General features: G+C 61.7%; 18 protein-coding genes. 5 read left to right on the top strand and 13 right to left on the bottom strand.

Annotated elements, in window-relative coordinates:
• The first annotated feature begins 36 nt into the window (after positions 1-36).
• A complete protein-coding gene (locus tag AC3WP7_RS09280; RefSeq protein WP_093121270.1) occupies positions 37-1,155 on the top strand; it encodes an AGE family epimerase/isomerase in 1,119 nt (372 codons plus the stop codon).
• On the opposite strand, the gene AC3WP7_RS09275 is transcribed toward AC3WP7_RS09280, so the two are convergent.
• From AC3WP7_RS09275 to amaB, 9 genes are all read right to left on the bottom strand, one after another.
• The gene (locus AC3WP7_RS09275; RefSeq protein ID WP_071491650.1) at positions 1,127-2,032 is read right to left on the bottom strand and encodes a cation diffusion facilitator family transporter; all 906 of its coding nucleotides are present in this window, start codon (positions 2,030-2,032) and stop codon (positions 1,127-1,129) included. The genes AC3WP7_RS09280 and AC3WP7_RS09275 overlap by 29 nt on opposite strands.
• Positions 2,033-2,244: 212 nt before the next feature.
• Entirely contained in the window at positions 2,245-3,009 is a 765-nt protein-coding gene (locus AC3WP7_RS09270) for an SDR family oxidoreductase (protein ID WP_058423435.1), read from the bottom strand.
• Positions 3,010-3,811: 802 nt separating this feature from the next.
• Positions 3,812-4,528 (bottom strand): ABC transporter ATP-binding protein, encoded by a 717-nt coding sequence (locus AC3WP7_RS09265; protein WP_071491651.1) that lies wholly within the window; start codon positions 4,526-4,528, stop codon positions 3,812-3,814.
• Positions 4,525-5,400: an ABC transporter ATP-binding protein gene (locus AC3WP7_RS09260; protein ID WP_071491652.1), complete on the bottom strand. Its 876-nt coding sequence runs from the start codon at positions 5,398-5,400 to the stop codon at positions 4,525-4,527. The genes AC3WP7_RS09265 and AC3WP7_RS09260 overlap by 4 nt, the downstream gene beginning before the upstream one ends.
• Positions 5,397-6,674, bottom strand: coding sequence for a high-affinity branched-chain amino acid ABC transporter permease LivM (livM, locus tag AC3WP7_RS09255; protein ID WP_093121271.1), 1,278 nt, complete (start codon positions 6,672-6,674; stop codon positions 5,397-5,399). The genes AC3WP7_RS09260 and livM overlap by 4 nt, the downstream gene beginning before the upstream one ends.
• Positions 6,675-6,676: 2 nt before the next feature.
• Positions 6,677-7,591, bottom strand: coding sequence for an ABC transporter permease subunit (locus AC3WP7_RS09250; protein WP_058423439.1), 915 nt, complete (start codon positions 7,589-7,591; stop codon positions 6,677-6,679).
• Positions 7,592-7,730: 139 nt separating this feature from the next.
• The gene (locus tag AC3WP7_RS09245; RefSeq protein ID WP_102591545.1) at positions 7,731-8,867 is read right to left on the bottom strand and encodes a branched-chain amino acid ABC transporter substrate-binding protein; all 1,137 of its coding nucleotides are present in this window, start codon (positions 8,865-8,867) and stop codon (positions 7,731-7,733) included.
• Positions 8,868-9,241: 374 nt separating this feature from the next.
• On the bottom strand, positions 9,242-10,525 hold the full coding sequence (amaA, locus tag AC3WP7_RS09240) for an L-pipecolate oxidase (protein ID WP_092246640.1): 1,284 nt from the start codon (positions 10,523-10,525) through the stop codon (positions 9,242-9,244).
• A gap of 95 nt (positions 10,526-10,620) precedes the next feature.
• On the bottom strand, positions 10,621-12,111 hold the full coding sequence (amaB, locus tag AC3WP7_RS09235; RefSeq protein WP_058423442.1) for an L-piperidine-6-carboxylate dehydrogenase: 1,491 nt from the start codon (positions 12,109-12,111) through the stop codon (positions 10,621-10,623).
• Between the two features lie 153 nt (positions 12,112-12,264).
• On the opposite strand from amaB, the gene AC3WP7_RS09230 reads away from it, so the two are divergent.
• The 3 genes from AC3WP7_RS09230 to nadE all read left to right on the top strand — a co-directional run bounded on the left by AC3WP7_RS09230 (position 12,265) and on the right by nadE (position 15,422).
• On the top strand, positions 12,265-13,155 hold the full coding sequence (locus AC3WP7_RS09230) for a LysR family transcriptional regulator (RefSeq protein WP_071491656.1): 891 nt from the start codon (positions 12,265-12,267) through the stop codon (positions 13,153-13,155).
• 221 nt (positions 13,156-13,376) lie between these two features.
• Positions 13,377-14,591, top strand: a complete 1,215-nt coding sequence (gene pncB, locus AC3WP7_RS09225; protein WP_065900159.1) for a nicotinate phosphoribosyltransferase — start codon at positions 13,377-13,379, stop codon at positions 14,589-14,591.
• A gap of 3 nt (positions 14,592-14,594) precedes the next feature.
• On the top strand, positions 14,595-15,422 hold the full coding sequence (gene nadE / locus AC3WP7_RS09220; protein WP_071491657.1) for an NAD(+) synthase: 828 nt from the start codon (positions 14,595-14,597) through the stop codon (positions 15,420-15,422).
• A 99-nt stretch (positions 15,423-15,521) separates the two neighbouring features.
• Here the strand turns inward: nadE and azu are convergent, their stop codons facing one another.
• On the bottom strand, positions 15,522-15,968 hold the full coding sequence (azu, locus tag AC3WP7_RS09215; RefSeq protein WP_010213586.1) for an azurin: 447 nt from the start codon (positions 15,966-15,968) through the stop codon (positions 15,522-15,524).
• A 332-nt stretch (positions 15,969-16,300) separates the two neighbouring features.
• Here azu and AC3WP7_RS09210 point away from each other — a divergent pair, with 332 nt between their 5' ends.
• Entirely contained in the window at positions 16,301-16,483 is a 183-nt protein-coding gene (locus AC3WP7_RS09210) for a hypothetical protein (protein ID WP_034105670.1), read from the top strand.
• 46 nt (positions 16,484-16,529) lie between these two features.
• Here the strand turns inward: AC3WP7_RS09210 and AC3WP7_RS09205 are convergent, their stop codons facing one another.
• The 3 genes from AC3WP7_RS09205 to AC3WP7_RS09195 all read right to left on the bottom strand — a co-directional run bounded on the left by AC3WP7_RS09205 (position 16,530) and on the right by AC3WP7_RS09195 (position 23,293).
• The gene (locus tag AC3WP7_RS09205) at positions 16,530-17,420 is read right to left on the bottom strand and encodes a transglutaminase family protein (protein WP_092246636.1); all 891 of its coding nucleotides are present in this window, start codon (positions 17,418-17,420) and stop codon (positions 16,530-16,532) included.
• The gene (locus AC3WP7_RS09200; protein ID WP_093513435.1) at positions 17,420-19,906 is read right to left on the bottom strand and encodes a circularly permuted type 2 ATP-grasp protein; all 2,487 of its coding nucleotides are present in this window, start codon (positions 19,904-19,906) and stop codon (positions 17,420-17,422) included. The genes AC3WP7_RS09205 and AC3WP7_RS09200 overlap by 1 nt, the downstream gene beginning before the upstream one ends.
• A 96-nt stretch (positions 19,907-20,002) precedes the next feature.
• A complete protein-coding gene (locus AC3WP7_RS09195; RefSeq protein WP_102591544.1) occupies positions 20,003-23,293 on the bottom strand; it encodes a transglutaminase family protein in 3,291 nt (1,096 codons plus the stop codon).
• Positions 23,294-23,457: the final 164 nt, after the last annotated feature.

The raw sequence follows: 23,457 nt of genomic DNA, 5'->3' as shown, positions 1-23,457 counted from the left end.
TGCGCGCCTACACCCCTGCCGTGACGACGCCAGCCAATGCCCAGCGCTTCCCAACCCTCCTTGAACACCGTGCTCACGCACTTCCACAGCCTGATCGTGCCGCTCTGGCAAGGCCCGGGCTGGAATGCCGAACTGGCATTGCCGTATGAGGCACTGGACGCCGACCACCGGCCATTACCCCCGCAACGCTACCGCGCCATGGCCTGCGCCCGGCAGTTGTACCTGTTCGCCAGCCTGATCGGCGAGCCCGGCGCGGCCTTTGCCGAAGAACGTGCGGCGGCGTTGTTCCGCTCGCTGCAACGGCACTTCCACGACGCCGAACACGGCGGCTGGTTCTACAGCATCGACCCCGCCGGCCGACCGCTGGACAAGCGCAAAGATCTGTACACCCACGCCTTCATCATCTTCGCCTGCGCCCATTACTGGGCCAAGGTGCGCGAGCCGCTGGTGGAATCGGTGCTCAATGCCGCCCTGGCCGTGGCCGCCGAACGGTTTTCCACAGGCGACGGCCTGTACGAAGCGGTGCTGGAGCGCAATTGGGCGTCCCTCAAGTCCGGCCCCCTGCAAAACCCGTTGATGCACCTCGCCGAAGGCTTCCTCGCCACGCTGGCCGTGCGCGAAGATGCCATCACCCAAGACGCGCTGCTGGACCTGGCCAACGCCCTGCAGCAACGCTTCATCGACCGCCACCACGGCGTGATGATGGAAAAACCGCTGGGTGCTGTGGATAACTGGTTTGAGCCGGGGCACCAGTTCGAATGGTTTTTCTTGCTGGAGTCGTCTGAGTTACTGCGCGGTACGCCGTTGCACGCCTCCCTGACACGGGCGTTTGCCTACGCCGAAGAAAAGGGTGTGGATAACGCGAGCGGCGCCGTCAGCGGCATGTTGGCGTTGGATGGCACGGTGCGCGACGGCACCCAACGCATCTGGGCCCAGGCCGAGTACCTGCGGGCACTGACCTTGCGACCGGACAGCGAAGCGCGGTTGCAGCGCCAGTTGCTGGCGCTGCAACAACACTTCCTGCATGCAAAAGGCTGGCATGAATGCCTGGATGCCCAGGGCGCGGTGAGCCGACGGGATATGCCGTCGACCACGCCGTACCACCTGGCGACCTGTTACCAGGGCCTTATGCAATCCACTTGCGATCTCCGGTAAAGCTGATCGTCAGCCAGCGCGCCGCATCCGGCGTGCCAAGCCCTGTGGATATCTCTTCGCGCAGCCCGTCCAGGGTCGCGACGTTATCCACCGGGTAATCCGCCGGCAACACCACATGAATCTCTATAAACCGTGCGCGCCCATGCTTTTGCACGTAGGACACGTAGTCATCGAAACCATGTTTGGCCCGGGCCGCGTCCATGACCTCGCGCACCTTGTCGTCCAGGTGGTCCGGCGCAATCCCCAGCACCTCGCGCAGAGCCGGGCGCAAAATCTTGAATGCCGGCGCCAGCATGCTCAGGGCCAGCAGGATCAGGATCAACGGGTCGACATACACCGCCCACTCGCCATAGCCCTGGGACTTGAGCAACAGGGCCGCCAGAAAGCTGATCAGCAGGCCCACCGAGAGCATCGCGTCCACCAGCCAACTGATGTTGTCGAACTGGATCAGCGATGATTTCAGCGTTCGATTGCGGTAGCGCACGTAGAAAAAATAGGCGAACTCGACGACGGTAAACACCGCCGCATAGATGATCACCAGCCCCAGCTCGATCTCACGCCCGCCATTGATAATGCCGAACACACCGTTGAGGAACGCGTAGATGGCGATCAGCAACAGGAAGCTGCCTTCGATCAGCAGCACCATGGGCTCCAGGTGCCAGTAGCCGAACTGGAAACGCTCGTTGCTTTTCTTGGCGATCAGCTTGGCCGTGATCAGCATCAACACCTTGATGGCGGTGGCGATCAGCGAGAAAAAGCCGTCGAACAGAATGGACTGGGCGCCGGATACCACACCCGTGACAATCCCGGCGATCGCTACGGCGAACATCAGGATGGTCGATTGTTTGAGCAGTGCCTGCTCACCTCGGTTACTCACATTTCCTCCCGTCAAAACCTTGAATCCGCAGAGTGCGGAGGGGTTTTCAGGAGGTGAGTGTACCTTATGGCCTGTTTTGGCCGATCTGACGCCATCGGGGGCAAGTCGAATCGTCGCACCGCCCCTCCCACACTTGACCGAGTTTCAGCATGTGAATGCGGTCGAAGGTGGGAGGGGGCTTGCCCCCGATGGCAGCGACTCGTTTTTAAGCCTTACTTGGCCCCACGCTCAATCGCAAACCCCGCCCAGGTCTGGCTCACCGGCATCAGCTCCAGGCGGTTGATGTTCACATGCGCCGGTGTGTTCATCACCCAGAAAATCGTGTCAGCAATGTCCTGCGGCTGGATCGGCTCGGCGCCCGCGTAGGTCGCGTCATACCGCGCCTGGTCGCCGCCAAAGCGCACCAGCGAGAACTCGCTCTCGCACAAGCCCGGCTCGATGTTGGTCACGCGCACGCCGGTACCTTGCAGGTCGCAACGCAGGTTCAGCGAGAACTGCTTCACGAACGCCTTGGAGCCGCCGTACACATGGCTGCCCGGGTACGGGTAGCTGCCGGCGATGGAGCCGAGGTTGATGATGCCCGCACCACGGCCATGGGCGATCAGGCGCGGCAGCAGCAGGCTGGTGGTGGTGAGCAGGCCCTTGATGTTGGTGTCGACCATGGTTTCCCAATCGTCGAGATTGCACTTGGGCGCTGGGTCGGTGCCCACGGCCAGGCCAGCGTTGTTGATCAGCCCGCGCAGCGTGGCAAACGACGGCGGCAGGTTGGCGATGGCGTCTTCCATGCCCTTGCGGTCACGCACGTCCACGACCAGGCCATGCACTTCGGTCTGCTTGGAAAGCTCTTCGACCAACGCATTCAGGCGGTCGGCGCGACGGCCGGTGAGCACCAGTTTCCAGCCGGCTTCGGCAAAACGACGAGCACAGGCTTCGCCGAAACCTGAGGTTGCGCCAGTAATAAACAGCGTGTCGGACATGGTGTTCTCCTTGCGGGCATCGGGAAAAAAACAGCCAGCAGAATGCCCGTACGCCGCGATGGCGGCAACTACTGGGCACACAAGTTGACACATGCCTGATCACTTTTTAACCACTGAACGCAAAGCCTTACAGGCCGTGGCTTACAGCCATATGCGCGCAGGTTATCCACAACTGCGCCCACAGTCTTTGGGGGCAAGTGCAAAATGCCTCAGGCCTCTATACACAAGGGTTCCAGGCGCTTTTAGAAAGTTTTTTGCTTGACCTTGGCCGGTGCGTATGTAGGCCCTTTCACGAACGGCAAACCAGAACGATGGCTCCAGGCCAGTCATTCCGGCCTCTGCGGCGGTCTTTCCAGAGTTTAGTCACAGACTTATCCACAGGCTGCCGGGACATATTCCAGTTATATACCTGTGTCTTTAAACAGGTTGACAACGGGCTCGGGCGGCCCTCAAAAACCCGCTGATCAAAAAACAATCACCGCGCTACAGGCCGCGTGTTTGTTGGCTTTCAGCCAGCTACTCCCACGTTACCCACAGCCGGTTCCACAGCGAATGGGGACAAGTCAAAACTGTGACAAAACAGGGATTTGCGGCGGCTATATGTCGCGCTTTGGAGGGGGGCTGGATTTGTTTTCCACAATTTGGTGGCAACCCTCTTCACACCACAAAAAAACATGTGGATCTGCTTAATGTGGGAGGGGGCTTGCCCCCGATGGCGGTATGTCAGTCGACAGATGTACTGCTGATCCACCGCTATCGGGGGCAAGCCCCCTCCCACAGGGGGACCGCGTCGTTATTTAGATCAGTGACCGCCGAGGTAGGCGTTGCGCACTTCCTCGTTCACCAGCAATTCCTTGCCAGTGCCGGTCAGGCGGATCTCGCCATTGACCATCACATACGCCCTGTCCGACAAGCGCAGTGCATGGTTGGCGTTCTGCTCCACCAGGAAGATGGTCATCCCGGTGGCCGCCAGCTCGCGCAGGGTCGAGAAGATCTGCTTCACCACGATCGGCGCCAGGCCCAGGCTCGGCTCGTCCAGCAGCAACAACTTCGGACGGCTCATCAGTGCCCGGGCAATGGCGAGCATCTGCTGCTCGCCACCGGACATGGTCATGGCACGCTGGGTACGCCGTTCCTTGAGCCGTGGGAACAGCTCGAACATGCGCTGCATGTCATCAAAGGCATACTTGTCGCCAATCGGGATGGTGCCCATCAGCAGGTTTTCCTCGACGGTCATGTCGGGGAACACCCGCCGCCCTTCCGGCGACTGCGCAATGCCGTTGGAGGCGATGTAGTGGGACGACTTGTGGGTAATGTCGACGCCGTTGTAGAGGATCTGTCCCGACTCGGCCCGTGGCTGGCCGAAGATCGACATCAGCAGCGTGGACTTGCCCGCGCCGTTGGAGCCGATCAGGCTGACGGTTTCGCCTTCGTTGATGTGCAGCGAGACTTTCTTCAGGGCCTGGATCGGGCCGTAATACACGTCCAGGTCCTTCATTTCGAGGATAGGTGCACTCATACCAGCTCCTCTTCGTCAGCGCCCAGGTAGGCGGCAATCACTTTCGGGTCGTTGCGGATCGCGTCCGGCCCGCCCTCGGCGATCACGTTGCCGTGGTCCAGCACCACGATGTGGTCGGAAATACTCATCACCATGCCCATGTCGTGTTCGATCAGCACCACCGTGAGGTCGTGTTCGTCGCGCAACAGGCGAATCATCGCGCTGAGGGCTTCGGTTTCCTGGGGGTTGAGGCCCGCAGCGGGTTCGTCCAGGCAGATGATCTGCGGCCGGGTGCACATGGCGCGGGCGATTTCCAGGCGGCGCTGCTGGCCGTAGGAGAGTTCACCGGCCAGGCGGTTGGCGCAGTCCACCAGGTCCACCACTTCCAGCCAGTAGAAGGCGTGGTCGAGGGCGTCGCTTTCAGCCTTGCGGTAGCCCTTGGTGTTGAGGATACCTGCCAGCATATTGCGGTTGACCCACATGTGCTGGGCCACCAGCAGGTTTTCCAGTACCGACATTTCCTTGAACAGGCGGATGTTCTGGAACGTCCGCGCCAGACCCGCACGGTTCACCAGATGCGTTCCGCCGAACATCTTGTAGTACAGGCGACTGAGGAAGCTTTTCGGTGACACGAAGTCGGTCGGCTGGAACCGTTCGCCGAGCAACTGGATCACATTGGTCTGCTTGCCACGTATGTTCAGTTCGATCTTGCCGCCGCTGGCCTTGTAGAAACCGGTGAGGCAGTTGAACACCGTGGTCTTGCCTGCGCCGTTGGGCCCGATCAGGGCGAAGATCGAATTGCGTTCGACCTTGAGGCTCACATCGCTCAAGGCCTTGATGCCACCGAAGTGCATCATCAAATGCTCCACGCAGAGCACGACTTCCTTGCTCATGGCGCTACCCCCTTGCGTGGTGTCACACCGGTACGGCTGATGCGGATCAGGCCTCGCGGTCGCCAGATCATCATCACCACCATCAACACGCCAAACAGCAGCACGCGGTATTCGGAGAAGCTGCGCAGCAACTCAGGTGCAACGGTCAATACAAAGGCCGCGATCACCACGCCCACCGTCGACCCCATGCCTCCCAACACCACGATGGCCAGGATCAGCGCCGACTCGAAGAAGGTGAACGACGACGGGTTGACGAAGCCTTGGTAGCTGGCAAAGAACACCCCGGCCAAACCGGCCGTCGATGCACCGATAGTGAACGCCGAGAGCTTGACCAGCACATGGTTCAGGCCCATGGAACGGCAGGCGATTTCATCTTCGCGCAGGGCTTCCCAGGCGCGGCCGACCGGCATGCGGGTCAGGCGGTGCTTGATGTACAGCACGGCCAGCACCACCAGGAACAGCACGATGTAGATGAACAGGAATTTGATGTTGGGGTTGTAGTCGATGCCGAAGAACTCATGGAAGGGAACCCCGCCATCCTTCGCGCGCTTGCCGAACTCGAGGCCGAGGAAGGTCGGCGAAGGCACCGGCATGCCATTCGGGCCGCCGGTAAACGACAGCCAGTTATTGAGCACCAACCGGATGATTTCACCGAAGCCCAGGGTCACGATGGCCAAATAGTCACCGTGCATTCGCAACACCGGGAACCCGAGTATGCACCCCGCCAGCGCCGCGGCGATGGCCGCCAGTGGCAGCACGGTCCAGAAGCCCAGGCCGAGGTATTGATAACCCAATGCCAGGCCATAGGCGCCGATGGCGTAGAACGCCACGTAACCCAGGTCGAGCAGGCCGGCCAGGCCCACCACGATATTGAGGCCGAGGCCCAGCAACACGTAGATCAGCCCGAGGATCACCACGGTCAACAGGTACTTGTTGGCGAAGATCGGGAACACGATGGCGATCACGATCAGCGCCGGGATGATCCAGCGCAGCCGCGATTTGTAGTCCGGTGGCAGCACGTGCACCCCGGAACCACTGCTCTCGAAGCCCTGCAGGATCTTCAGGCCCTTGGGGGTTTGCAGGAACAGGCTCATGGCAAAGCGGCCGACCATCACGATGGCCACCAGCAGGCCCACGCGGGCCGGTTCCAGGTTGAAGCTGTAGCCGTCGAGTACCACGCCGACGATCGGACCGAACACGATCAGCGAAATCAGCCCGGCAAGGATCGTATCGACCACACTTTTCTTGATATCGATTGATTTGGCAGCAGACATGTTTACACCTTCGCCACGAGTGGGCGACCAAGCAGGCCCTGGGGACGGAAAATCAGAATCACCACCAGCAGGGAGAAACTGAACACGTCTTTGTAGTCAGAGTTGATCAACCCCGAGAACAGCGACTCGGAGATACCGAGGATGATCCCGCCCAGCATCGCCCCAGGCAGGGAGCCGATGCCGCCGAGTACCGCCGCGGTGAACGCCTTGATGCCGATGATGAAGCCGGCATAGAAGTCGAAGGTGCCGTAGTTGAGGGTGATGAGCACGCCGGCCAATGCCGCCATGGCGGCGCCGATGACGAACACGTAGGAGATCACCCGGTCGGTGTTGATGCCGAGGATCGACGCCATCTTGCGGTCTTGCTGGGTGGCGCGGCACATGCGGCCGAGCTTGGTGTACTTGATCACGTAGGTGAGCAACGCCATGCCGGCGAACGCCGCCACGAGGATGAAGACCTTGGTGTAGGTGAGCTGGACGAACCCTGTGCCGAAATCGACGCGCCAGGCGCCTGCCAGCAGGGTGGGAATGCCTTGTTGCTTGGCGCCCTGAGCGATCTGCGCATAGTTCTGCAGGATCAGGGAGATGCCGATGGCGCTGATCAGCGGTGCCAGTCGGGTGGAGTTGCGCAGCGGTTTGTAGGCGACACGCTCGATGACCCAACCGTACACGCCAGTGACGACCACGGTGAAGATCAAGGTGCCGAGAATGAGCAGCGGGAAGGATTCGATGCCGAAGTAAGCCAGCAGTGCCAGACTGATCGCCGCGAGGTAAGCGGAAATCATATAAACCTCGCCGTGGGCGAAGTTGATCATGCCAATGATGCCATAGACCATTGTGTAGCCGATGGCGATCAGGCCATAGACCGACCCGAGGGTCAGGCCGTTGACCAGTTGCTGCAGGAAAATACCATCCATAACGCAATCTCACGCGGTGAGCACCTGCACACCGGGAGGTGCGCGGCGCTTCTGGAGGAAAAGACAGATATTGATAACAACACGATCTCCTGTGGGAGGGGGCAAGCCCCCTCCCACATTGGAGCTGTGGTGTTCTGGATTACTTCTGTTTTTCCAGCTGGTGGTATTTGCCGTCTTTATCCCACTGGTAAACCACGTAGTCGGAGACTTTCAGGTCGCCCTTGGAGTCCCAGGCTTTTTCGCCCATGACGGTTTTCACCGGGTGAGCCTTGAGCCACTTGGCGGCGTCTTCGCCCTTGTTGGACTTGGCGCCGTTGAAGCCGGCGGCCAGGGCCTGGACCGACGCATAGGCGTACAGGGTGTAGCCTTCGGGCTCGGTGCCGTTTTTGCGGAACTCTTCCACTACGGCCTTGCTGTCCGGCAGCAGGCGCGGGTCGGCGCCGAAGGTCATGTACACGCCGTCGACATATTGCTTACCGCCCGCGGTAGCAACCAGTTCGTCGGTGACCACGCCGTCATCGGACATGAACTTCACGTCTTTCAGACCCGCTTCACGGATCTGGCGAACCAGTGGACCGGCTTCCGGGTGCAGGCCGCCGAAGTACACGACGTCGGCACCGGTGGAGCGGATCTTGGTGACCAGGGCGCTGAAGTCTTTCTCGCCACGGGTCAGGCCTTCTTCCAGCACCGGCTTGACGCCGCGCTTGGTCAACTGGGCAGCGGTGGCGTCGGCCAGGCCTTTGCCGTAGGTGTCCTTGTCGTTGATGACCGCGACCTTCTTGCCCTTGAGCACATCGACGATGTAGTCGCCGGCCACGATGCCTTGCTGGTCGTCACGCCCGCACATACGGAACATGGCGCCCAGGCCGCGTTCAGTCACCTGTGGGTTGGTGGAGCCAGGGGTGATTGCGATGATGCCCGCTTCGTCGTACACCTCGGACGCCGGGATGGTGTTGGAGGAACAGAAGTGGCCGACCACGCCGATCACCTTGTCCTGGTCCGCCAGGCGGTTGGCCACGGCCACGGCTTGCTTGGGTTCGCAAGCGTCGTCGCCAGCCACCAGCACGATTTTCTCGCCGTTGATGCCACCGGCCTTGTTGATCACATCGGCTGCCGCCTGGGCACCCTTCATGTACTGCTCACCAAAAGCCGCGTTGGCACCCGTCATCGGGCCCGCCACGCCAATCTTCACATCAGCTTGAACAAACGTAGAAACACCCAGCGCCGCTGCAACGGCGAGGGCCAGAAAACCTTTCTTGTAAAACGTCTGGGACATGAGTGGTGCTCCGATATTTTTGATTTTTGGCACGACAACTTGCGTTCAAACTTTTCACTGAAAGCCCAGAGCAAAGCGCGTGCCATTAGGTTTTTATTCTTCAAAAAGACACGGTGTCATTGTTATTGCAGGCGTTTCGGCTCCGTTCGCCAGGACGTGCAACCCTCTAGCGCCCAGAGGTGCAACCGATGGACCGAAAAAGTACAACCTCGACGGGTCGCACCTGCAACCAGAGCTATAAACGACAGTTCCTACAGCTGTAACAACCTGCGTAACGGAACTGCACATTTACAGTGCGTGATTGCTACGACTTGCACCAATACAGATTAGTAGCCTGCTAAGAAAATGCAGGCTTTTGAGCGGTATTTCGCTGATCAGATCACGATCCTGAGGCATTGGCCGGCGTGATACAGCGAAAATCCTGCTTCATACAGACAGCTACGCAGCCCTACCCCGGACAGCGGTTGCATGGGCGCGAAGGGAATTGGTAAAGCCTGGGGATTCTGGTGACACAAGTAGTCGGCAAACGCCTTGCCGACCACGCTGCCGGTGGTCACGCCACGACCGTTATAGCCCGTTACGGCCACAAGGCCCGGAGCGGGCTCGAACAGACGCATCAAGTGGTCCGGGGTGAAGGCGATGCAGCCGGTCCAGGTGTACTCCCACTGCACCGATTTGAGGTACGGGAAGTAATGCTGCTGCACCCGATCAGCCCACGCCTTGAGGAACCAGGTAGGTTTCTGGTTGCCGTTGCCCAGGCTGCCGAGTAGCAAGCGACCGTCAGCGTCGCGGCGGATGCTGCTCAGCACCTGGCGCGTATCCCAGGAGCCTTGGCCGCCGGGCAAAATCTGTTGGGCGGCTTCGTCTGTCAGCGGGGCTGATGCGACCTGGTAGTAGTAACCGGGGAAAAAGTTGCGCCGCAGCTCGGTCCATTCGCCTTCTGTGTAGGCGTTGGAGGCGATGACCACCTGTGCAGCCTGCACTGAGCCCTGGGCGGTCTGCACCGACCAGTGCGCACCTTGGCGCTCAAGTTGAGTAACCGGTGAATGATCGAACAACTGCCCGCCCAGCCCGACGGCAGCATTGGCAAGGCCGCTGGTGTAAGCCATCGGGTTCAGGGTGCCGGCACGCCGGTCCAGCAAGGCGGCGGCAATCTTTTTGGTACCGGTAGCCTGCTCGCAGGCCTGGCCGGTGAGCAGTTCCACTGGTGCGCCACGACGCTTCCATTGTTCTTCACGACTGCGCAGGTCCGCCTCGCCACGGGCGTTGTGCGCCATGTGCAAGGTGCCTTCACGGCGCAATTGGCAATCGATGTTGTATTTGTCTATCAGGCTGAACACCAGCGAGGGTGCCGCGCCCAGCATGCGGTTGAGCTGGCTGCCCACCGCCTCGCCGAAACCGGCTTCGATCTCGTCCGGCGGGATCCACAACCCGGCGTTGACCAGCCCCACGTTGCGCCCCGAACCGCCATGGCCAGTGCGATGCGCCTCCAGCACGGCCACGCTTTTACCCTGTTCCAGCAAATGAATGGCCGCCGACAGACCGGTAATACCGGCGCCGATCACGCACACATCCACCTTGACCTCGCCGTTGAGCCCAGCGCGATCCGGCCGGCTGGGGGTGAGGTGTTCCCACAAACATGTTTCGCGTAATGGCATTGCCAGACTCCGTGATGAAACCTAACAAACAGCTCGGTCAATGTAGGAGTGGGCTTGCCCCCTCCCACATGTTGATCCCATTCCGGCCAGCAGGGTCAGTCAAACGTGATGCCCTGTGCCAGCGGCAACTCCAGCGAGTAGTTCACGGTATTGGTCTGGCGACGCATGTACCCGCGCCACGCGTCCGACCCGGATTCGCGCCCGCCGCCGGTCTCTTTCTCGCCACCGAACGCGCCGCCGATTTCCGCGCCGCTCGGGCCGATGTTGACGTTGGCGATGCCGCAGTCGCTGCCCACCGCCGACATGAACTGCTCGGCTTCACGCACGTCAGTGGTGAAGATGCACGACGACAAGCCTTGCGGCACGGCATTGTTCAGGCGCAGGGCCTCAGCGAAGTCGGTGTAGCCGACCACGTAGAGGATCGGCGCGAAGGTCTCGGTGCACACCACATCGCTTTGCTCGGGCATTTCCACAATCGCCGGAGACACGTAGTAGGCATTCGGGAACTTGTCTTCCAACTGGCGCTTGCCGCCAAACACCTTGCCGCCTTCGCTCAGGGCCTGCTCCAGCGCGTCCTGCATAGCGTCGAAGCCGTGCTTGTCGATCAGCGGGCCGATCAGGTTGCCTTCCAGCGGGTGGCCGATGCGCACCTTGGAATAAGCCGCCTTGAGGCGAGTGACGATTTCTTCCTTGACCGATTCATGGGCGATCAGGCGGCGCAGTGTGGTGCAACGCTGACCGGCGGTACCAACGGCGCTGAACAGGATGGCGCGCACGGCCATGTCCAGGTCGGCGCTCGGGCCGAGGATCATCGCGTTGTTGCCGCCAAGTTCCAGGATGCTGCGGGCGAAGCGCGCGGCGACTTTCGGTGCCACTTCGCGGCCCATGCGCGTGCTGCCGGTGGCGCTGATCAGGGCGACACGCGGGTCGTCCACCAGCGCAGCACCGGCGTCACGGCCACCGATGATTACTTGGCTCAGGTACTGCGGGGCACCATCGAATTTTTTCAGCACGCGCTCGAACAGTGCCTGGCAGGCCAGGGCGGTGAGCGGGGTCTTTTCCGAGGGTTTCCAGATCACCGCGTTGCCGCACACCAGCGCCAGGGCGGTGTTCCACGCCCACACCGCCACCGGGAAGTTGAAGGCACTGATCACGCCGACCACACCCAGCGGGTGCCAGGTTTCACGCATGTGGTGGCCCGGACGCTCGGAGGCGATGGTCAAGCCGTACAACTGGCGCGACAGGCCGACGGCGAAGTCGCAAATGTCGATCATTTCCTGCACTTCGCCCAGGCCTTCCTGGGTGATCTTGCCGGCTTCCCAGGATACCAGCTCGCCCAGGTCGGCCTTGTATTCGCGCAATACATCGCCAAATTGGCGCACCAGTTCGCCACGGCGCGGCGCCGGTACTTTGCGCCAGGCCTCGAATGCATGCTCGGCACGACTGACCTGCTGCTCCACCTCGGCGGCGCCCTCCCAGTGCACACTGCCGATACGGCTGCCATCGATCGGCGAATGCACAGGTTGTTTACCCGACTGGTACAACGCCGGGTTTACCCCGAGACGATCAAGCAATGCGGCAACCATGGGTCACTCCTTCAATTTCAAACAGAAAATTCGCACCGTCACACACACGGCGATCCAGGCCTTATTTGTAGCTGGCCCAAGACTTGCCAACAAACGACGATTAGGCGAGATATCATTCCGTTTATTCATGCAAAGAATAAAAAGAGGCGTGCCGTGCTGAATAAAAGACATTTGCCCTCGATCACTGCCCTGCAGTGCTTCGAAGCCGCCACCCGCCACCTGAGCTTTACCCGCGCCGCCGAGGAGCTGAACCTCACCCAGAGCGCCGTGAGCAAACAAGTGGCGCAGTTGGAAGAACTGTTGCAACACCTGCTGTTTCGCCGGGTGCGCCGCCGTTTGCAGATGACTCCGGCAGGCGACCTGTACCTGGTGGAAGTGCGCAAGATCCTCACCCAGGTGGAGATGTCCACCCACTACCTGCGCTCCTACGGCGGCGAGACCGAAGTATTGCGCGTGTCCACGCCCTACACCTTCGGCGCGCGCTGGCTGGTGCCGCGCCTCAAGGGTTGGCGCCTGCGTCACCCGCAGATCCACCTGGACCTGTGCAACGAGCAGGAGCCGGACGAACTGCTGCAAGGCAAGGCCGACATGGCCTTCTACTTCGGCCAGGGCTCACGCCCCGGTACCGAGAGCCTGAAATTGTTCAGCGAAGAGCTGGTACCGGTGTGTGCGCCGGAAAGCCTGCCGGCGCAGCCTTTGAGCGACCCCACGCAACTGAGCGGCCTGGTCCTGCTGCAAAACGCCTCGCGGCCCCAGGGCTGGCATGACTGGTTCGCCAGCCAGGGTTACCAGACCGAACACAGCTACCATGGGCCGCGCTTTGACACCTTCTATATGTGCATCCGGGCGGCGCAGGTGGGCTGCGGCGTGGCCTTGCTGCCGCGCTTCCTGGTGGAAGAGGAACTGGCCGACGGCAAGCTGGTGATCCCCTGGCAGCATGCGATGCCGAGCCAGGACGCGTATTACCTGGCCTACCCGGAGCATTCAGCAGAGGTGCCCAAGGTGCGTGATTTTGTGAAGTGGATGATGGAGCAGGTCATTTAGTGCCTGGAATACCGCCATCGAGGGCAAGTCGAATCGTCGCGCCGCCCCTCCCACATCTGAAACGCATTCCAAGTGTGGGAGGGGGCTTGCCCCCGATGAGGCCAGTGGTCCCACTGAAAAAAACACTGGCAAAACCCCACAGGTCTATGCGCCACTAGCCCCCTTCCTTAATTGTGCGTAAAGGTCGGCGCCCATCGCCGTCCCGTCTGGAGATTCCCGTTATGAGCGAGAGTGTGTTTGCCGATCGCATCGTGCAGAACTTGCTCGACACCGACTTCTACAAGCTGACCATGATGCAGGCGGTGCTGCACAACTACCCCAACGTGGAAGTTGAATGGGAGTTCCGTTGCCGTAACAGCGAAGACCTGCGCCCGTACCTGGCCGAGATCCGCTACCAGATCGAACGTCTTGCCGAGCTGAGCCTGAGCCCCGACCAACTGGGTTTCCTGGAGCGCATCAGCTTCATGAAGCCGGATTTTTTGCGCTTTCTCGGGCTGTTCCGCTTCAACCTGCGCTACGTGCAGACCGGCATCGAGAACGGTGAGCTGTTCATCCGCCTGCGCGGGCCGTGGCTGCATGTGATTCTGTTTGAAGTGCCGATGCTGGCTATCGTCAGCGAAGTGCGTAACCGCTACCGCTACCAGACGGTGATCCTAGAACAGGCCCGCGAGCAGTTGTACCGCAAGTTCGACTGGCTGACCGCCAACGCCAGCAGCGACGAGCTGTCCGAGCTGCAAGTGGCCGACTTCGGCACGCGCCGGCGCTTCTCGTACCGGGTGCAGGAAGAAGTGGTCAGTGTGCTCAAGCATGACTTCCCCGGGCGCTTTGTCGGCACCAGCAACGTGCACCTGGCCCGCGAATTCGATATGAAGCCGCTAGGCACCATGGCCCACGAATGGATCATGGCCCACCAGCAACTCGGCCCACGCCTGATCGACAGCCAGATCGCCGCGCTGGACTGCTGGGTCCGCGAATACCGTGGCCTGCTGGGCATCGCCCTGACCGACTGCATCACCACCGACGCGTTCCTCGGCGACTTCGACTTGTACTTCGCCAAGCTGTTCGACGGCCTGCGCCACGACTCCGGCGACCCGGTGCAGTGGGCGGAAAAAGCCATCGCCCACTACCACAAGCTCGGCATCGAGCCGATGAGCAAGACCCTGGTGTTCTCCGACAGCCTGTCTCTGCCCAAGGCCTTGGAAATATTCCGCGCACTGCGTGGTCGGATCAATGTGAGCTTTGGCATCGGCACCAACCTGACCTGTGACATTCCAGGTGTCGAGCCGATGAGCATCGTGCTTAAAATGACCGCCTGCAATGGCCAGCCCGTCGCGAAGATCTCCGATGAAGCGGGCAAGACCCACTGCACCGACCCGAATTTCGTCGCCTATTTGCGTCACGTTTTCAAAGTACCTGCCCTATCCAGCAAGGAGTGAATCATGCAAGCCGTACAGCGTGAGATTGCGCAGCAGCTCAAGGTCCAAGCGCCGTTCAACGACCAGGCCGCACTTGAAGCCGAGGTTGCCCGTCGCGTGGGGTTTATCCAGGATTGCCTGCGCAATGCCGGGCTCAAGGCGCTGGTGCTGGGCATCAGCGGTGGTGTCGACTCCCTGACCGCCGGCCTGTTGGCCCAACGCGCGGTGAAAGAGCTGCGTGAAAATACCGGTGATGAGGCCTACCGCTTTATCGCGGTGCGCCTGCCCTACGAAACCCAGTTCGATGAAATCGACGCCACGGCCTCGGTGGACTTTATCGAGCCGGACGAGCGCCATACTGTGAACATCGGCCCGGCGGTCAAAGCCCTGGCCAATGAAGTGGCGGCGTTCGAAGGCAAGGCGGCGGTGTCCCGCGATTTCGTGCTGGGCAACACCAAGGCGCGCATGCGCATGGTGGCGCAGTACACCATCGCGGGCGCGACCGGTGGCCTGGTGATCGGCACCGACCATGCGGCGGAAGCGGTGATGGGCTTTTTCACCAAGTTCGGTGATGGGGCCTGCGATTTGGCACCGTTGAGCGGGCTGGTGAAGAACCAGGTGCGTGCGATTGCGCGGTACTTCGGGGCGCCGGAGTCGTTGGTGGAAAAAGTACCGACTGCGGACCTGGAAGACCTGTCGCCGGGCAAGCCGGACGAAGCGTCACATGGCGTGACCTACGCGGAGATCGATGCTTTCCTGCACGGCGAGCCGGTGCGTGAGGAAGCGTTCAGGATTATCTGCGAAACGTATCGCAAGACCGAGCACAAGCGGGTCATGCCATTCGCGCCGTGAGGTAGGACGCCATCGGGGGCAAGCCCCCTCCTACACTTTGATTTGTGAACACATCCAAATGTGGGAGGGGGCTTGCCCCCGATGAACGGTGATGCGGTGTTACTTGACGGTCACAGTGCCTTTCATCATCGAGATGTGGCCTGGGAACGAGCAGAAGAACGCGTAGTCAGTCCCGGCGGCCAGCTTCGACACATCGAAGGTCACCGAGTCTTTCTCGCCGGCACCGATGATCTTGGTGTGGGCGATGATGCGGTCATCACCTGGTTTCAGGTAGTCCTTGTCGATACCGGCGGCCATGCCGTCAGTGGCAACCGGCTGCATGTTGGCGGCGCTGGTCAGCACCCAGTTATGGCCCATGACGTTTTTCGGCAGGTTGCCCGAATGAGTCAGCTCGACGGTGAATGTCTTGCAGCTCTTGTCGATTTCGATGGCTTTGGTGTTAAAGGACATTTGGTCGGTGGAGTCGACAGTGACCTTGCACTCTGCAGCAAGCAACTGGCCACTTGCCAGAGTCAGCAGGGAAACAGCAACGAGTTTGGCAAACATGTGAATCTCCAAGGCAGGGTTTAAAAAACGCGTAATGCGACAAGGGTGCCTGAAGCAGGCAGAAATTCTTATGACCTGAATCAACAGATTGTATACAACTTTAGGCTATCAGACTTATCGACACAATCAACCAGCCAAAGTGCCGCACGCTGATTATGATCGGCCCATCACCCACTGGAGTCCGAGCCATGCACCTCAATCAACTGTTCAACGGCCTGCTGGCCGCCTACGCCTGCGGTAAGTGAAGGCCAAGCGCACCTTGAAGCTGCTACCATGTCGTCCCAAGGCAGCTGCGCGCCGCCACCCTCACCTTCGACCTTAGAGGATCGCCCATGGCCAAACCTAATTACTCCTTCGCCAAACGTCAGAGAGACTTGGCCAAGGAACAGAAGAAAGAGGAAAAACTGCAACGCAAGAAAGCCGCTGCAGACGAAGAAGCTGGCGCACTGAACCCGGACGCTGATGCTGAAGTAACGAGCGACGAGACCGAAACACCAAAAGATCCGGCTGAATAATTTCCTTTGTGCTGAGCCGGCTGCTCCGGCTCGGCACAATCAACCATCATTCCAGCGGCATCACCGTCACCCGCACCTCCGGGTCATGGCTCCCTCCCCCCAGAATCACCCCCCGCAACGGCGACACATCGGAAAAGTCCCGGCCCCAGGCCAGGGTGATGTGCTCCAGTGCCGGCTGCACATTGTTCGTCGGATCAAAGTCCACCCAGCCTGAAACCGGGCAATACACCGAGACCCACGCATGGGACGCATCGGCGCCGATCAGCCGTGGCTGGCCGGGCGGTGGCTGGGTGAGCAGATAGCCACTGATGTAACGCGCCGCCAGGCCTCGGGAGCGCAGGCAGGCGAGCATCAGGTGGGCGAAGTCCTGGCACACGCCGCGACGGCGCTCCAGCACTTCCACCAGCGGCGTGGCCACCTGGGTGGCTTCGGCATCGAAGGTGAATTCGCTGAAGATCTTCTCCATCAATGCCCGCACGCCCAGCAGCAACGGCTTGCCAGGCGGGAAACAGCTTTCGGAGAACTCGACGAAGGTTTTCTTCAAGTGCACGTAGGGCGATTCGAAACGATAGCGGCAGGCTTCGATCAGCTCGCCGGACATCGGCTGGCTGCTGTAGGTCAGGCGGTCGCGGGTCTGGTCCCAGGCCGGCGATTGCTGGAAATCCAGCACCGGCCGCGCCAGCACTTCCACGGTCAGCCCGGCATTCACCAGCAGTTCGTCATGGGGCCGCTCGAACGCCAGGCGGGTGATAGGGTTGCCGAACACGTCCAGCTCATCGCGGCGCGACGACGGCTGCGGGCTGATATCCAGTTGCTGCGAGCTGCAACGCTGCCAGGCGCACGGCCGTGGCCACAGGTGCGCCAGCTGCTGGGCCAGGGACACCGGGCTGTCGTAGTGGTAATGGGTATCGTGGAAAATCTGGTAGCGCGCACTCATCACACCGACACCGTTTGCTGGCTGACATCATCCACATGGGCAAAATGGCGCAAGGCCAGGCGATCCGACACTTGCCCGCTCTCATCGGCCACTGCTTGCAGCAGGTCGGCCAGGCCGTCCAGTGCGGCACGCACGCTGGACTCGCCGAACAATGGGTTCTCCAGGCAGCCCAGGTCGAAGCGCGCCAGGCGCTCCACCAACGGGCCGAGGCCGGTTTCACGCGGCACGCCAAAGTCGTCGTTGAGACGGCGCAGGGTGCGGCTCACCAGTTTGAGCTGGAACAGCACCGCATGGGGGTTCTGTTCATCCAGCAGCAACAGATCGAGCACCGGGATCAACTGCGGCACCGCCAGGTAGCGCGAGCGATAGGTGATGCTGCTGTTGCCCAACTCCAACAACCACTCCAAGCCAGCCTGGTCAAACACCGCCACACCGCGCAGGAATGCCGCCAGGCTGCTGCTCAGGAATTGCAGGCGCTCGATGCGCCGGCCCATCATCAAAAAGCGCCAGCCTTCGTCGCGGGTCATGTCGTCCAGGGCGAACCCGGACAGCGCCGCCAGGGACATCACCAGGCGGTTGAGAAAGTCCAGCAATTCGCCAAAATCCGGGGTCTCGCTTTCCAGCTCCAGGGCTTCGCGTTGCAGCTCCACCAGGGCCTGCCAGTTCTCCCGGGACAGCTTGCCGCGCACCTGGGACGCCGCCCATTGCAAGCGTTGCAGGTTGGCGCGCAGGCTCGATGGCCAGTCATCGCCCAAGAGTGCGGCCTGCAAGCGCTCCGGTAACTCGCCCTCTTCCGGCAACAGGCGCAGGTTTTCGCCCAGCTCGACGGCGGCCTGCAAGGCCAGTGGATCGTCGCCGTCCACATAACGCGCCAGCACGATGCGCAGCCAACGCGCACTGTCGTCACAGCGTTCGCAGTAACGGCCGAACCAGAACAGGTTTTCCACTACGCGGGACGGCAGATAAGGGTCGCGTCGTACCAGATCATGGGCGCCGATTGCGCGTTGTGCGCGCCAATGTTCACCACCGGATGCGCGTTCACCGAGCACCCAGGTGTCCTTGCTGGCGCCGCCGCGTTGCATCGATACCACTTCGGCATCGGCTTCAGCGGCGACCCGTGTCAGGCCGCCGGGCAACACGCGATAACCGTCATCGCTGGCCACGGCGTACACGCGCATGCCGATGGCGCGGTGTTGCAAATGATCATCCTCGGTGTGCCACACCGGCGCCTGGGACAGCTGCGCCAACTCCTGGGCGACGTACGCGTAGGGCCGCGCGCGCATGCGCTCGGCCAGGGCTTGGCGCTGTTCTTCATTCAGGTCACGGCCAAATACCGGGGTGAAACTCTGCGACGGAAACGCAGGCTTGATCAGCAGCTCCGGCAGTTTTTCCAGGGCCTCGGCCAGTACCGGCGCTTCACCGCACCACCAGGTGGCGATGGACGGCAGGATCAGTTCTTCGCCAAACAGGAATTCGTTGATTTTCGGCAGGAAACCCAGCAAACCGGGGGACTCCAGCACACCGCTGCCCAAGGCATTGGCCACCAGCACGTTGCCTTGGCGCACCGCATCAAGCAGGCCGGGTACCCCGAGGGCGGAGTCGGTGCGCAGTTCCAGCGGGTCGCAGAAGTCATCATCCAGGCGACGCATGATTGCGTGCACCCGGCGCAGGCCGCTGAGGGTTTTCAGGAACACCGTGCTGTCACGCACGGTGAGGTCGCCGCCTTCCACCAGCGGGTAGCCGAGCTGGCGGGCGAGGTAGAGGTGCTCGAAGTAGCTTTCGTTGAACCGGCCAGGGGTGAGCAGCACGATCAACGGCGGCTGGTCATCGCCGGGCGCCTGGCGGGCCAGGGTTTCCTGCAAGGTGCGGAAGAAACCGGTGAGGTGCTGCACCTGCAAGTCGCGGTAAAGATCCGGAAAGGCGCGGGACACGATAGTGCGGTTTTCCAATGCATAACCGGCGCCCGACGGCGCCTGGGTACGGTCGGCGGTGACCCACCAGCGGCCATCCGGCGTGCGCGCAAGGTCCACGGCGTACAGGTGCAAAAAGGCACCGTCCGGCGGTTGGATACCCTGGCACGGCCACAGGAAGTTGTTATGCCCGAACACCAGCTCGGCCGGCAGCAAGCCTTCCTTGATCAGGCGTTGCGGGCCATACAGGTCGGCAAGCACGGCATTGAGCAGGCGTGCACGCTGGGCGATACCGGCGCACAGGTGCTGCCATTCATCGGCGGCCAGCACATGGGGCAGCAGGTCCAATTCCCAGGGGCGGTCGGCGCCCTTGGGGTCGGCGTAGACATTGTAGGTCACGCCGTTTTCCTGGATCTGCCGGGTCAGCAGCGCCTGGCGCTGGGCCAATTGTGCAGGCGTGCTGCGTTGCAGGTGGTCGAGCAGGCGCTGCCAATGGGCACGCACTGCGCCACTGTCGTCCAGCAGTTCGTGATAAGTGCCCGCGGTCAGCGGGTAACGGTCGAGCAAGTCGGACATGGAACGCTCGGCAGGGACAAGGGGGCTCAGATTAACTCAAATTCACTGCAATCCACTGTGGGAGGGGGCTTGCCCTCTCCCACACTTAAACAGTGTTCAGTCATTTTTATTGGGGAAACGCCGCATATCCAGGGTCATCGGTAATTCATCGTTGATGGTTACCGTCGGTACGGGGAGCTTGCCGGGGCTATGCCCAAGCCGGAAAAACCGCGCCATCCGCCGGCTCTCCGCCTCATTGGCATTTACCGGCAAGCTGTCGTAATTGCGTCCACCCGGATGGGCGACGTGGTACTGGCAGCCGCCCAACGAGCGCTGCATCCAGGTATCCAGCAGATCGAACACCAAGGGCGCATGCACCGGGATGGTCGGTTGCAGGCAGTTGGCCGGTTGCCAGGCGCGATAACGCACGCCGGCGACAAACTCACCGACGCGCCCGGTGGCCTGCAGCGGCACCGGGATGCCGTTGCAGGTCAGCAGGTAGCGTTGCGGTGGCAGCCCGGTCAACTTGACTTGCAGGCGCTCCAGCGACGAATCCACATAGCGCACCGTACCGCCCACCGCGCCCTCCTCGCCCAGTACATGCCAGGGCTCCAGGGCCTGGCGCAGTTCCAGTTCGATACCGCTGACGGCGTAGTCGCCCACCTTGGGGAAACGGAACTCCAGGTGCGCGGCAAACCACTCGGCGCGCAGCGGGTAGCCGGCGGCGTTGAGCTCGACGATCACATCGGCAAAATCCTGCTCGATGAAGTGCGGCAACAGGAAGCGGTCGTGCAACTCGGTGCCCCATCGCGCCAGCTTCGACGGTGCATAGGGCTCGCGCCAGAAGCGCGCGACCAAGGCACGCAGCAGCAGTTGTTGGGTCAGGCTCATGCGTGCATGGGGCGGCATCTCGAATGCACGCAGTTCCAGCAGGCCCAGGCGGCCGGTAGCGCCATCCGGTGAGTAGAGTTTGTCGATGCAGAATTCGGCGCGGTGAGTGTTGCCGGTCACGTCGATCAGCAGGTTGCGCAGCAGGCGGTCGACCAGCCAGGGCGGGCATTCTTCGCCGGGAGCAGGCATTTGCGCGAAGGCGATTTCCAGCTCATACAGCGCATCGTTGCGCGCCTCGTCCACCCGGGGCGCCTGGGAGGTCGGGCCGATGAACAGGCCGGAAAACAGGTAGGACAACGAAGGATGGTTGTGCCAGTAGCTGATCAAGCTGCGCAGCAGATCGGGGCGACGCAGGAACGGCGAATCCTTGGGCGTGGCGCCACCGAGCACGAAATGGTTACCGCCACCGGTGCCGGTATGGCGCCCGTCGATCATGAATTTCTCGGTGGTCAGGCGGGTTTGCCGCGCCTCTTCGTAGAGGAACTCGGTGCGCTCCACCAACTCGTCCCAGGAGGCGGACGGCTGCACGTTGACCTCGATCACACCCGGGTCCGGCGTGACGCGAAAGTTGCTCAGGCGCGAATCGGCCGGTGGCTCGTAGCCTTCGAGCAAGACCGGGCAGTGCAGTTCTTCAGCGGTGGCTTCGATGGCCGCCACCAGTTCCAGATAGTCCTCGACGCGCTCCAGCGGCGGCATGAACAGATAGAGCCGCCCTTCCCGCGCTTCGGCGCACAGTGCGGTGCGGGTCAGCCAGTCGGCGGACTCGTCCACCTTGGGTACACGTTCATCACTCGGCGCAGGTTCGCCATGGCTTTGCAGTTGGGCGGTGGACGGCAGCTCGGGCTGATCCTGGTTAGGGTCCGTCGGGTGCACAAACGGATACTCCGCCGCCGTCACCCACGGCTGCGAAGCCAACGGCAGGCGATAGCCCAGGGGAGAATCTCCCGGCACCAAACAGCAGTGGTTATCGCGCAGGTACCAGCGCCCACTCTGCCAACGATCATTGGCAGGCGTACGCGCCAGCGGCAGTACTTGCCCGATGATTTTATCCAGGCCCTGGGCGAACACCTTGCGCAGGCGTTCGCGCTCCAGTTCATCGCCCAGGCGCGGGTCCTGGGCGGTGACGTTCTGCGGCAGCGCGCCTTCGCGCCACAGGTAATAGAAATTGTCTTCATAGGCCGGGAACACAAAGCGTGCCGGCAGCTTAAGGCGTTCGGCGACGCTGGCCAGGAAACGCCCGGCCATCACGCCGTCCGCAGCGTAATCCTCTTGCTCATCGGCGATCAACGCGCTGTTGTGCCAGATCGGCACGCCGTCACGGCGCCAGTAGCAGTTGAGCGACCAGCGCGGCAGTTGCTCGCCGGGGTACCACTTGCCCTGGCCGAAGTGCACCAGCCCTTTGGGCGCGTAGTGCTTGCGCATGCGCTGGAACAGCTCGGCGGACAGGCGGCGTTTATCCGGGCCGAGGGCGGCGGTGTTCCATTCGGCGCCGTCGGGATCGTCGATGGAGACAAAGGTCGGCTCGCCGCCCATGGTCAGGCGGACATCGTCCTTGAGCAGGTCGCCATCGATCTGCCGTCCCAATGCCTGGATCGCCAGCCACTGTTCCTCGGTGTAGGGCTTGGTGACCCGTGGGGCCTCCCAAATCCTCTCTACAGACATTTCGTGGGTGAATTCACACTCGCAGGGTTCCACCAGCCCACTGATCGGCGCGGCAGACGAGGGATCGGGACTACAGGCCAACGGGATATGCCCTTCACCGGCGAACAGCCCGGAGGTGGCGTCCAGGCCGATCCAACCGGCACCGGGCAAATACACTTCGCACCACGCGTGCAGGTCGGTGAAGTCCACTTCGGTGCCGGACGGGCCGTCGAGGGCTTTGACGTCGGCGGTCAACTGGATCAGATAGCCAGACACAAACCGCGCCGCCAAGCCCAGGTTGCGCAGCAATTGCACCAGCAGCCAGGCCGAATCACGGCAGGAGCCGGAGGCGTTTTCCAGGGTGAATTCCGGCGTCTGCACGCCCGGTTCCATGCGGATCAGGTAGCCGATGTCGGCCGCCAGGCGCTGGTTGAGGCCCACCAGGAAATCCACGGCCGGCAACGGCGTACGGTCGATGCCCGCAAGGTACGCGGCGAACTTCGGCGTCAGCGGCAGGGTTTCCAGGTACGGCGCCAGCTCGCGTTGTTCATCGGCGGCATAGCTGAAGGGGATTTTTTCGGCGTAGGGTTCAAGGAAAAAGTCGAACGGGTTGAACACCGCCATCTCGGCAACCAGATCGACCTCGATGCGCAGCTCATCGGTCTTTTCCGGGAACACCAACCGCGCCAGGTAATTGCCCTGGGGGTCTTGCTGCCAATTGATGAAATGCTGCTCGGGCAGCACTTTCAGCGCGTAGGACAGAATCCGCGTGCGGCTATGGGCGGCCGGACGCAACCGTACAATCTGCGGGCCGAGTTCGACAGCACGGTCGTAGCGGTAATGCGTAACGTGGTGCAACGCGACATGAATCGACACGGCGGCCTCCTGCGAGCCAGGGCATGGACACAAAGCGCGCAAGACTTATGCCAGAGCGGCGGTCATTGCGCTTTATCGTGGGACCCAGTGCAGTACAGCACCAAAACGGCGCCAACGGCGATGCTCTGGTGCAAGTGACGCACATATTTGTGGCGCGGGTGTGA

The organism is Pseudomonas sp. FW305-3-2-15-C-LB1 (genome assembly GCF_058787615.1).
This window is presented reverse-complemented; position numbering and strand designations above follow the sequence as displayed.

Excerpts from the sequence above, each read along its gene's own strand:
- nadE (WP_071491657.1), top strand. The coding sequence starts at position 14,595 with ATGCAAGCCGTACAGCGTGAGATTGCGCAGCAGCTCAAGGTCCAAGCG.
- AC3WP7_RS09265 (WP_071491651.1), bottom strand. The coding sequence starts at position 4,528 with ATGAGTGCACCTATCCTCGAAATGAAGGACCTGGACGTGTATTACGGC.
- AC3WP7_RS09250 (WP_058423439.1), bottom strand. The coding sequence starts at position 7,591 with ATGGATGGTATTTTCCTGCAGCAACTGGTCAACGGCCTGACCCTCGGG.
- AC3WP7_RS09280 (WP_093121270.1), top strand. The coding sequence starts at position 37 with ATGCCCAGCGCTTCCCAACCCTCCTTGAACACCGTGCTCACGCACTTC.
- AC3WP7_RS09245 (WP_102591545.1), bottom strand. The coding sequence starts at position 8,867 with ATGTCCCAGACGTTTTACAAGAAAGGTTTTCTGGCCCTCGCCGTTGCA.
- amaA (WP_092246640.1), bottom strand. The coding sequence starts at position 10,525 with ATGCCATTACGCGAAACATGTTTGTGGGAACACCTCACCCCCAGCCGG.
- pncB (WP_065900159.1), top strand. The coding sequence starts at position 13,377 with ATGAGCGAGAGTGTGTTTGCCGATCGCATCGTGCAGAACTTGCTCGAC.
- AC3WP7_RS09200 (WP_093513435.1), bottom strand. The coding sequence starts at position 19,906 with ATGTCCGACTTGCTCGACCGTTACCCGCTGACCGCGGGCACTTATCAC.
- amaB (WP_058423442.1), bottom strand. The coding sequence starts at position 12,111 with ATGGTTGCCGCATTGCTTGATCGTCTCGGGGTAAACCCGGCGTTGTAC.
- AC3WP7_RS09210 (WP_034105670.1), top strand. The coding sequence starts at position 16,301 with ATGGCCAAACCTAATTACTCCTTCGCCAAACGTCAGAGAGACTTGGCC.
- livM (WP_093121271.1), bottom strand. The coding sequence starts at position 6,674 with ATGTCTGCTGCCAAATCAATCGATATCAAGAAAAGTGTGGTCGATACG.
- AC3WP7_RS09270 (WP_058423435.1), bottom strand. The coding sequence starts at position 3,009 with ATGTCCGACACGCTGTTTATTACTGGCGCAACCTCAGGTTTCGGCGAA.
- AC3WP7_RS09205 (WP_092246636.1), bottom strand. The coding sequence starts at position 17,420 with ATGAGTGCGCGCTACCAGATTTTCCACGATACCCATTACCACTACGAC.
- azu (WP_010213586.1), bottom strand. The coding sequence starts at position 15,968 with ATGTTTGCCAAACTCGTTGCTGTTTCCCTGCTGACTCTGGCAAGTGGC.
- AC3WP7_RS09260 (WP_071491652.1), bottom strand. The coding sequence starts at position 5,400 with ATGAGCAAGGAAGTCGTGCTCTGCGTGGAGCATTTGATGATGCACTTC.